The organism is Leptothrix ochracea L12 (genome assembly GCF_000262525.1).
Genome location: NZ_JH660668.1, coordinates 1 through 10,284 on the forward strand (window position 1 = coordinate 1; position 10,284 = coordinate 10,284).

11 protein-coding genes are annotated in these 10,284 nt (G+C 56.9%); 2 read left to right on the forward strand and 9 right to left on the reverse strand.

Features of this window, described 5'->3' with window-relative positions:
• The 3 genes from LEPOCDRAFT_RS02915 to LEPOCDRAFT_RS02745 all read right to left on the reverse strand — a co-directional run.
• The coding region (locus LEPOCDRAFT_RS02915; RefSeq protein ID WP_043909524.1) for a hypothetical protein at positions 1-182 on the reverse strand (182 nt) is incomplete at its 3' end.
• Between the two features lie 108 nt (positions 183-290).
• Entirely contained in the window at positions 291-677 is a 387-nt protein-coding gene (locus tag LEPOCDRAFT_RS02945) for a hypothetical protein (protein WP_245526358.1), read from the reverse strand.
• Positions 678-1,819: 1,142 nt separating this feature from the next.
• On the reverse strand, positions 1,820-3,340 hold the full coding sequence (locus LEPOCDRAFT_RS02745) for a cytochrome C (protein ID WP_216579388.1): 1,521 nt from the start codon (positions 3,338-3,340) through the stop codon (positions 1,820-1,822).
• Between the two features lie 9 nt (positions 3,341-3,349).
• On the opposite strand from LEPOCDRAFT_RS02745, the gene LEPOCDRAFT_RS02920 reads away from it, so the two are divergent.
• Positions 3,350-3,733 carry a hypothetical protein gene (locus tag LEPOCDRAFT_RS02920; RefSeq protein ID WP_216579389.1) on the forward strand — a complete coding sequence of 128 codons (384 nt, stop codon included), beginning with the start codon at positions 3,350-3,352 and terminating at the stop codon, positions 3,731-3,733.
• A 145-nt stretch (positions 3,734-3,878) separates the two neighbouring features.
• Here the strand turns inward: LEPOCDRAFT_RS02920 and LEPOCDRAFT_RS00255 are convergent, their stop codons facing one another.
• From LEPOCDRAFT_RS00255 to LEPOCDRAFT_RS00265, 4 genes are all read right to left on the reverse strand, one after another.
• A complete protein-coding gene (locus tag LEPOCDRAFT_RS00255; RefSeq protein ID WP_009453159.1) occupies positions 3,879-4,694 on the reverse strand; it encodes a hypothetical protein in 816 nt (271 codons plus the stop codon).
• Positions 4,695-5,027: 333 nt separating this feature from the next.
• The gene (locus LEPOCDRAFT_RS00260) at positions 5,028-5,453 is read right to left on the reverse strand and encodes a barstar family protein (RefSeq protein ID WP_043909526.1); all 426 of its coding nucleotides are present in this window, start codon (positions 5,451-5,453) and stop codon (positions 5,028-5,030) included.
• A 5-nt stretch (positions 5,454-5,458) separates the two neighbouring features.
• A complete protein-coding gene (locus LEPOCDRAFT_RS02595) occupies positions 5,459-5,884 on the reverse strand; it encodes a guanyl-specific ribonuclease (protein WP_009453161.1) in 426 nt (141 codons plus the stop codon).
• A gap of 92 nt (positions 5,885-5,976) precedes the next feature.
• Positions 5,977-8,271 (reverse strand): NADP-dependent malic enzyme, encoded by a 2,295-nt coding sequence (locus LEPOCDRAFT_RS00265; RefSeq protein WP_043909532.1) that lies wholly within the window; start codon positions 8,269-8,271, stop codon positions 5,977-5,979.
• Between the two features lie 100 nt (positions 8,272-8,371).
• Here LEPOCDRAFT_RS00265 and thiL point away from each other — a divergent pair, with 100 nt between their 5' ends.
• Positions 8,372-9,367: a thiamine-phosphate kinase gene (gene thiL, locus LEPOCDRAFT_RS00270; RefSeq protein ID WP_009453163.1), complete on the forward strand. Its 996-nt coding sequence runs from the start codon at positions 8,372-8,374 to the stop codon at positions 9,365-9,367.
• Between the two features lie 15 nt (positions 9,368-9,382).
• Here thiL and LEPOCDRAFT_RS00275 read toward each other — a convergent pair whose 3' ends face one another.
• Together LEPOCDRAFT_RS00275 and LEPOCDRAFT_RS00280 are read right to left on the reverse strand one after the other, a co-directional pair.
• The gene (locus tag LEPOCDRAFT_RS00275; protein ID WP_009453164.1) at positions 9,383-9,835 is read right to left on the reverse strand and encodes a four-helix bundle copper-binding protein; all 453 of its coding nucleotides are present in this window, start codon (positions 9,833-9,835) and stop codon (positions 9,383-9,385) included.
• Between the two features lie 40 nt (positions 9,836-9,875).
• Positions 9,876-10,284, reverse strand: a 409-nt coding sequence (locus LEPOCDRAFT_RS00280; RefSeq protein ID WP_009453165.1) for a CinA family protein, incomplete at its 5' end; no start/stop codon positions are given.

The following is a 10,284-nucleotide window of genomic DNA, read 5'->3' on the forward strand; positions in this document are numbered from 1 at the left end:
CATTGGAACGGGAACTCACACTGCGACCCGAATAATGAATGGGGGGTCAGGAAGCGGACCTGCAAAACAGCATTGGGCCCTTCTTGGTGCAGATCAGCATCTTCAATGATTTGCGCGTGGGCGATCGACGCGAACCACAAGCACAGCAGCGTGATCCAAAAGCGAAAAAAAGATGTATTCACCGATGAGAAGCCCAGTTGATCAGGGTGATGCTCGACAAACTTCGAACACCACCCTTGCGGTCACGCCCAATTTTTTGACCCGCCATTATGGCGGTAGTGAGCCGAGATTCAACCACCCCAGCTAGAGTAGGCTTGGCCCTTGTTGCCCAAAGGCTTGTGGCATCCCGAGGTCGAACAATCCGTCGGCGTCGTTGTTTTCGCTTTATGAGTCAGCGATTTCTTTTCCATGCTGCCTTGATAAGCCGTCCCAGAAGCATGACAGGCTTTGCACCAGCCCGAACCACTGCCTTGACTGGAGTTGTGGTTCATACGTGCCGGCAACCATGAAGTGGTACCGCTATGGCAATCCTTGCAGTCCATGGTGGCGCCACTCAACAACTGCACTTCTGGAATGTGCGCCGCCGGTTTGGCCAAGGCACCTTGGGTACCGACACTGGTGTAACTACCGTTATGGCAAGTCTTACAGGCCGCAGAAATCACCACACTGTGATTCATCGTGAATGAGAGCGCAAAGCTGACCTGTGATTTATGGCAGCTATCGCACTTGGCAGAACCCGCAGGCACTGGGATATGTGTTGCAGACTTGCCTTTGGCCGTTGACCCGTTATGGCAGTTGTCACAAGCACCCGTACCCACAGCGTTGGCAGCTGAATGTACGAAACTGGTACCACTGGTCCAACTCGTCGTGGACTTATGGCAGCTTTCGCAGTTGCCCGTCACGCTCGCATGGGTCGCCGTCGCCGGCTTGCCCACAGCCCCCAAATAACTACCCGTGTGGCACGTCGCGCACTGACTACTCACCGACACCGAACTGTGCAACATCCCCGTCGCCCACGAACCGTACCCCTTGTGGCAGCTGTCGCAATTCGTCGCCGTGATCCCTGTGACTGATTTATAGGGAATGTGGTTCACCACCGGACCATCCGCCGGCGGATAAGCCCCCGAGTGACACGTCGCACACTGCCCACTCACCACCAACTGGCTGTGGTTCCATAACGTCGGCTTCCAACCCGTAGGTCGGTGACAGTTATCGCAAGTCGATGCTCCTGCAACCGGCATATGCAAAGCATGTTTGCCGGTTGCTGTCACGCCATTGTGACAAGTTGCACACGTACCTGGAGTCACATTGGTATGGTCAAAAGCCGTAGCAGGCCTCCAGCCAGAGGGACGGTGACACGTATCGCATGAAGCCTGAGTGGAGATGTGCCCCTGAGGCTTGCCACTGGTATAGATGCCGTTATGACAGTTGGTGCAGGTGCCAGACTGAACCCCTGAGTGGCTGAATCTTGCTCCGCTGAAGGCGCGAGTGATGTGACAGGTATCGCAGCTGTTCTGGGTTGGTAAGTGATTTGCCGGTTTCACCACATTGGAGCGAGCATGTGAGGCTCCCGATGTATGACAAGAAACGCACTCCCGCGGCGTACCTTTAAACACGCCATTGAGGTGACACGCTTCGCACTTCGCAGTCGAATGAGACCCAGTCAGTGCATACCCTGTTTTGCCATGATCCTCGGCCTTACGAATTTGGGCGTGAGCACTCACACCCACACACATCCATACAAGTAGGAAAAGAAAGGACAGCCATGGAGACGGTCCCAGTAACCGCTCACTTACGGTCAGGGATGAGCCACTTCTGTTCATTTCATTCCTCCAGTTTCAAATGCGTAAGACCGGCTCACTGCGCCAGCGTCTGTAGAACGACGCCCCGATGGTCCGCGATCAAGCTGATGAAAAGCTTGTGAGGCCCCTTTACGGCTACCCGGCTGGATCACCTTGGCCCAGTTATCCACACCGTGACACTGGTCACAACGAGCCCCGAATTGCCCATCATGGCGATCATCATTGCGATGGCAGCTCACACACACGGTCCCAACAGGATCTGTCGCACGATTGGCCGGAGCCGGTCTGCGATGGCACGTCTCACATGTCGCTTTCACGCGATGCCCACCTTCAAGCTTGTACGAAGTGCGCCGATCATGATCAAAGCTCCAAAGATCCCAAGAACGCACGTTATGGCAATCTTCACAGCGAACACCAAACTTGAGTTTGTGCCGGTCATCCTTCTTGTGACAAGCCACGCACTCCTGCGGCGCATCCCTGTAGCGCAACGTCGTATGACAACCCTTGCAGGTCACATTCCTCGCTCCACCCAACACGTGCAAGCCCGTTAATGGGAATCGGGTTCGATTGTGATCAAAGGCAGCCACTTTCCATGACTTATCCGAGTGACAACTGTCACAACGGGTGTTGAGCGTGCCCTCGTGTTTGTCATCTTTCTTGTGGCAGCTGTAGCAGTCTGTTGGCGTATTGCGCAAGCTACTCGGGTTGGCATGGCAGGCCTTACAACCTGTTCTGGCAACCGAGCCATCGACCACCAAGCTAATCTTGGGATTGGCGTGTGCGTTGCGCAGAGGGAACTTGAGCTTGTCGTGATCAAACCGACCAAGTGTGTTTTTCCAAACTCGCTCGGTATGACAATTCACACAAGCCTTACCCAAAGTGCCCTTGTGCGACTTGTCGTCATCCGCCTTGTGGCAACCCCAACAGTCTTTCGGTGCATCTTTATAGAGCAAGGTCTTGTGGCAATCCTTGCACTCCAAGTCGACGTGCCCGCCCTGCAAAGGGAAACTCGACGTGCTGTGATCGAAAACCCGCCCTTCAGCTGACCGTGCACCGCCCACGACAGCCTTGGAAGCCAAGGTTTTCCAATTTTGCGGCGTGTGACACCCGTCGCATTTGGGTCCAAGCATCGTCTTGTGCTTGTCGTCTTTCTTGTGACACGACAAACAATCCACCGCCAATTTAGCTTTGTAAAGCGGCCCGGTGTGGCAGTCCTTGCAGCCCGTGGTGCGATGCTTTCCTTCCAGTGCGTACTTGGTATCTACATCGTGGTTGAAGGCAATCGTCTTCCAAGACTTGGCACCGTGGCACGACTCACACTTATCGCCAAAGAACCCCTTATGGCCCTTCTGATCATCATCTTTACGGTGACAAGCAACACAGGCCTTCGGCGTTTCCTTGTAGCGCGCATCCTTGTGACACGTTGCGCACTTCACATCGACGTGTTTCCCAAGCAGTGGGAACTTCGTCTCACCGTGATCAAAATCGGTGTCTTTCCAGCTCTTTTCGTTGTGACAGTCAGCACACTTGAGCCCCAAAGACCCCTTATGAACATCCTCTTTGCGGTGACATCCCACGCAAGTATTCGCAGCCTGAGCCCACTTTTTGGACGCGTCATGGCACTTATCGCAGGTCACTTTGACGTGCTTTCCAAACAACTGGAAGTCCGTCTTCGTATGGTCGAAGCTCTTTTTGTCGAGGCTGACGATCTGCGCAGTGCGCCCTTTGTGATCGGTGTGACAAGAACGGCACATCTGAGGCTTCATACGGCCGTGATAGCCCGTTTTATTCACCACATCTTGGGCAATTTCTTTATGGCAATCAACACACCGCTGATCTTGAGCGGTGCGATCAAACTTGACGTGGCAGCGAGCGCAATCGCTCTCCCATTTAACGTGTGCATTAACGAGTTTACCGGGGGAAAGTACTGACTCTAGGCCCGGAACGGCAGCGGAAGGCAAGGCCACGAGTGCCAAGAAGAGCGCAAACCACCATGCAGCCCAACATTGCAAACCTCTGGATGACCACCACAGACGTACTTTCAACGAAACCTCACTCGAATTGAGTCAACAATCATCAATAGGCATGCACTGCAATGACATGAACAATGGCGCTGATGATCAGAAGATAGACGAAAGGGATGTGCGCTACGTGCCAAAGTGCAAACAATCGCTCGTAAGCCGAGACTTGCGCAACACGTAACACAGCATCCATATCCTTACGTACCAACACACGTGCATTGCGATTACGCCGAACGCGGTCGTAGGCATGCCATTGATTCTTCTCCGCAAGGGCCCGCATGGGCGCTTCCATGTCAGCAAGGCAAGTGCGATAAACGCGCCACTCGGCCCACGGCAGAACGAATAACCGGGAAACCACCCCATGCCAACCGGGATCTTCCGTCAGCGCAAACGACTCAAACTCCACCAGTCGCGTTTCGAGACTTGGTACGAGTTTGAACAAAGATCGCATATCACCCTTGTCCCAACCCACACGATCGCGCCACAGGCGCAACTGATCCTTCTCACCTTGTACGCCACGCGTGATCCGCACGTAAACAAAACGTCCCACGATCCCACTGCCCGCCACAATCAGCATGCTGTAAAGCGCCACCGCAGCATTGAGTGATCCAATGTGGAAGGTCGAATGAGCAAGGATGAGGAGTGGGCCACCGATGCCCAAGGCCATATGCACCACAAGCCAGCCCTTCATCTGACCGAGTCGATGAAAGAAGCGAATATGCTTTCTCAACGGATAAAGAAAGATGAACAACATCATCACACCGCCGGAAACCCCGAGCCAGTAACCAACATCGTCCCCAGCTTTGAACAAGCCGATGGAACTGATCTTCCAAACGCCCAGAACAAGCGCGGTAATCAGGGCATATAGCATCGCACCCACACTCCTTCAGAATCGGATCAGCCTATCACAAGACATGGGAAATATTCCCATGCAGGCAGAGTCATCGAGAAATACACCACACCCCTAGATCAGATCGCGACACTTCGAGACCCACAAAGACGAAAGCCCACCGAACGGCAGGCCTCGAATTGGATCGAAAACAACAAAACTACGCGACGACCAACAAAGACGAGGTATCAAACGCACTACTCATCAAAGGCATATGCGGCGCAAAGACTGGCGCGACATGCTTCCCCTGCTTGACCGGTGCGCTAGTTTGAGCCACTTCAGCCCGCTCCCATTGCCCATGTTCCTGAGAGCGGGCTACCGAAAAGAATAGAAACATCTAAACGGAACTTTTCTGTCCGCCCAAAAATCCGCAGCATCTCGGAAAACATCCAGCAACTGCTCACGAGCCTCACGATCAAATCGAGGCCCATCGGGCAACTGCTCAAGAACAACAATAAACCCCGATTGCGCACCCGACTTGTGAACCAAATCAGTCATGCAATCATGAAGCGCATCGTAATTTTTGCCGAAATGCACAGGAAAGAGAAAAGCCTCGGCGATGCCATCCAGCACTTCCTGCTTGGATTGCGCCTTGGAGAGGTTGGCATAGAGGAAATGGTGACCCATTTCCTCCGCAGACTTCATCAGATCGTCCACTCGAAAAGCGCGGATCGACTGAACAATGTTTGGACGCACAGACTGCAGCAGCATGACGGTCCCTCGATAATCCTCAATATTCATCGAATTCACGGCAAGATGCGAGAGAAGCTCGCGTAATGATCCTGCGTGAAATAACATGCCTCAGGGGTTTTCGGCCGAGCGCCACCACAGACAATGCGCTGCGCTCCCCGCCCCTGAACCCCCGACACCGGCACCGTGTACTCACGGTAATAACCGCGCGCCTGACGAGGCAAGATTCTTTCCCGGTTGGCAAAAACGATCCCGTCTTTCTCGTAAGGGAACGGCCCCCCTGTGAGGATCAAGCGATAAGTCCCCTGCACATACTCCGGCAAAGAAGACAAGGCCACGGACGCCAAAGAAGCACCAGCCTTCGCACAGGACACCCCCCCCCGCGAAGAGACCACAGAGCGCAGCAATACAGACAAAAAGCCGAAAGAACGAGCGCGCCATAGCCACCAACAAGGGTTTATCCTGATCCACGAGTCTGACATGGTACAGAAACGGCGAGCAAAGCTCAAGGCCACACTCGAAATATGACCGTCAAACTGCTAAGAATACAGCAAAGTTGCGCCCACTTTTGGAATCAGCGCGCAGCATTGGCATCAGCGACTGTCATGGCGGTCATATTCACGATCCGCCGAACCGTTGCCGAGGGCGTCAACACGTGCACCGGCTTAGCTGCACCGAGCAACACGGGGCCGATAGCAATCCCACCCCCAGCCGCTGTCTTGAGCAAGTTGTAGCTGATATTGGCGGCGTCAATGTTGGGCATGACCAGCAAGTTCGCCTCGCCCGACAGGGTGGTGTGCGGCATCAACTCAGAGCGATAGGCGGGATCAAGCGCCGTGTCACCGTGCATTTCCCCATCCACTTCGAGCCATGGTGCCTTGGCCTTGATCAGTCGCAACGATTCGGCCATCTTTAAGGCGGAGGGATGAGGACTGGAGCCAAAGTTGGAGTGGGACAGCAATGCCGCCTTGGGTTGAATGCCAAAACGCATCAGCTCTTCGGCCGCCAAGATCGTGATCTCAGCCAGCTGCTCCGCCGTCGGATCGTAGTTGACGTGGGTATCGACCACGAACACCTGCCGACCGGGCAACACCAACCCATTCATGCAGGCATAGGTGTTCACACCCGGGCGGCGACCAATGACTTGATCAATGTAGGTCAGATGATTGGTCGTGCTGCCCCACGTGCCGCAGACCATGCCATCCACATCGCCCTTGTGCAAAAGCATCGAACCGATCAGCGTCAACCGGCGACGCATTTCGATCTTGGCCAGCTGCTGCGTCACGCCTTTGCGCTCGGTCATGCGGTGGTAGGTCTGCCAGTAGTCGCGATAGCGCGGGTCGAAATCGGTGTTGACCACGTCATAGTCACGACCCTGCTCAAGCCGCAGGCCAAACTTCTCAACCCGCTGCGCGATGATCTGCGGCCGACCGATCAGGGTGGGCCGAGCCAGCCCTTCATCCACCACGACCTGAACGGCGCGCAAGACGCGTTCATCCTCACCCTCGGCATAAGCCACACGCTTGGCCTGCGCCCGCTTGGCCAGTTGGAAGATCGGCTTCATCACGGTGCCGGAGGCGTAGACAAAGCTTTGCAGCTTTTCGCCATAGGCTTCGAAATCCTTGATCGGCCGCCGCGCCACACCGGACTCGGCCGCAGCCCGCGCTACGGCCGGAGCGATCTTGATCATCAAGCGAGGATCAAATGGCTTGGGGATCAAGTATTCCGGGCCGAAGCTCAAATTGACCCCAGCATAGGCCGCCGCAACCACTTCGCTTTGTTCCGCCTGAGCCAGCTCAGCCAAGGCGCGCACCGCCGCGATTTCCATCTCATCCGTGATGGTGGTCGCGCCGCAGTCCAGCGCACCCCGGAAGATGTAGGGAAAGCACAAAACGTTGTTGACTTGATTCGGATAATCCGTCCGTCCGGTAGCGATGATGGCGTCATCACGCACCGCTTTGACTTCCTCGGGCATGATTTCTGGGGTGGGATTGGCCAGCGCGAAGATGATCGGGTTGGCAGCCATCTTGCGGGCCATGTCTTGCTTGAAAACCCCACCAGCGGACAAGCCCAAGAAAACGTCCGCGCCGTCAATCGCTTCGGTCAAGGTGCGCATCGCGGTGTCCTGCGCAAACTCGGCCTTGTCGGGGTCCATCAATGCTTGGCGACCCGTGTAAACCACCCCGGCCAGATCGGTGACCCAGATGTTTTCGCGCGGCATGCCCAACTTGACCAACAAGTTCAGGCACGCCAACGCGGCTGCACCCGCCCCGGAAGACACCAGCTTCACCTGCCGAATATCCTTGCCCAGCACCTTGAGTCCGTTGAGCAGGGCGGCACCCACCACAATCGCCGTGCCGTGCTGATCGTCATGGAACACTGGAATATTCATGCGCTCGCGCAAACGACGCTCAACGTAGAAGCAATCCGGGGCCTTGATGTCTTCCAGATTCACGCCGCCAAAGGTCGGCTCCAGCGCAGCGATCATGTCCACCAAACGGTCGAGGTTGCGCTCGTTGATTTCCAAGTCAAAAACATCGATGCCGGCAAATTTCTTGAACAAAACCGCCTTGCCTTCCATCACCGGCTTGGCCGCCAAGGGACCAATATCCCCCAGCCCCAGCACCGCCGTACCGTTGGTGATCACCGCCACCAAGTTGCCGCGCGAGGTGTAGCGGAACGCGTTATCCGGATCAATCACGATCTCTTCGCACGCCGCAGCCACCCCCGGTGAATAGGCCAAGGCCAAGTCGCGCTGATTGATCATCTGCTTGGTGGCCGCGATGGCCACCTTGCCCGGCGTGGGAAACTCGTGATACTCCAGCGCGCTGCGGCGGAATTGGCTCTTCTTATCTTCAATATTCGACATGATGGCTTCCGGATTTCTTTGATGTGACACCGATTCCCCCGAGTCTAAGTCGGAAGCCATCACCTCATCACCTCGCCCTATAACCCGTCTCTTTCATGCCATGCCTTCCGGCGAATTCGATCTGATTGCGCGCTATTTCACCCGTCCCACACGCCGCCAACCGTTGGGTGTCGGCGACGACTGCGCCCTGCTCGCGCCTCAAGCGGGTATGCATCTGGCCGTGTCGAGCGACATGCTGGTCGAGGGCCGGCACTTTTTGTCTACCGTGGCCCCAGAGCACCTGGGGCACAAGGCTTTGGCGGTGAATTTGTCCGATCTGGCGGCCTGCGGGGCCCAACCCATGGCCTACACCCTCGCTTTGGCCTTGCCGCGCATGGATGCCACGTTCTTGGCAGGCTTTGCCCAAGGCCTGCACCGCTTGGCCGATGAGCACGGCATCGAATTGGTCGGCGGCGACACCACCGCCGGGCCGCTCAACATCTGCATCACGGTCTTCGGCGAAGTGCCACGCGGCCAGGCCTTACTGCGCAGCGGTGCCCGTGCTGGTGACGATATCTGGGTCAGCGGTCAACTGGGCGACGCCCGGCTGGGCTTGGAAGCCTTGCGCGGCACCGTGGCGTTGTCCAAGGCCGATTTCATCCATGCCCGCAAAGCCCTTGAATGCCCGACCCCACGGGTGGCCTTGGGTCTAGCTTTGCGCGGCGTGGCCAGCAGCGCCATGGATCTTTCAGATGGCTTGGTGGGCGATTTGAGGCACATCTTGGCGCGCAGCGCCAGCCATGCACCCATCCGCGCCACGCTACACATCGACGCATTGCCCCGAAGTAACGCACTGCGCCGCCAAAGCCGCACGCGACAACACCTTTGCTTGATGAGCGGCGGCGATGACTACGAGTTGCTCTTCACCGCCGAGCCCGCCAAGCGCGCTCAAGTCTTGGCGGCGGCCGCACAAAGCGACACGCCGGTGAGCTGCATCGGCCGAATGGAAGCCGCGACCACGACGACCACCCCCAATGAAGCCTTGATCCGGGTTTTGGACGCCCAAGGGATGACGCTCAGCACCCCGTGGACATCCTTCGATCACTTCACGGCCTGAGTACGACCGACCCCTTCAGGCCGCGTAGGCCTTGCATTCCTTGAGGCAAGCCGCGCAAGACTCGGCGCAAGCCTTGCACTCGTCGTGCTTCTTCTCGTGCTTGCGACATTCCTTTTCGCAGTCTTCGCAGACCTGAGCGGCCAAGGCGGCATAGGCCTTGAGGTACTTCGAGTCTTGGCTGGCGAGCTTTTGCAGCGCCGTACACACCGGCAGCATTTGGTTCACCGACTGCGCACAGGCGGCCATCTCTTTGTCGCCGTCGCCCAACAGTTGCAAGCAATGCGCCAAGCAGGCGTCACCCTTGACGGTGCAATCGCTGGCCGCTGCAATCAGGGAGCGGGTCGGCTTGCCACCAGCGCTGGCTGCTGCGTGATGATGGTGAGCATGCTCTTCAGCCGCCAACACAGAAGCCGACAAGGCGGCCAAAGTCAGGCCGCCCAAACCTTGCATAAGATGACGTCGTTCCATAGGTTCTCCTTGTGAATGATATCGGTCACTATAGGCCGAATCAGGCCGTGGCTGAACCCACGAGATACCCAAGATGATCAAGCGCAAAGCGCACCGCTTGCGCCCGGATCTCAGATCGACTGCCCGAGGCGTGGAGGCAAACCACCTTGGCGGCTTGATCACGCTGGACAAAAGCCAACCAAACCGTGCCAACCGGCTTGTCGGGCGTACCGCCCCCAGGCCCAGCAATGCCGGTCACCGCCACGGCCCATTCGGCGTGCGAATGCTGCAAGGCACCGCGCACCATCGCCTCGGCCACCGGCGCACTCACGGCCCCATGTTGTTCGATCAGTGCCAGCGACACGCCCAGCATCTCGACCTTGGCTGGATTGCTGTAGGTCACAAATCCCCGGTCAAACCAAGCGCTCGACCCGGGCTGATCGGTGCAGCAGGCCGCGATCAGCCCGCCG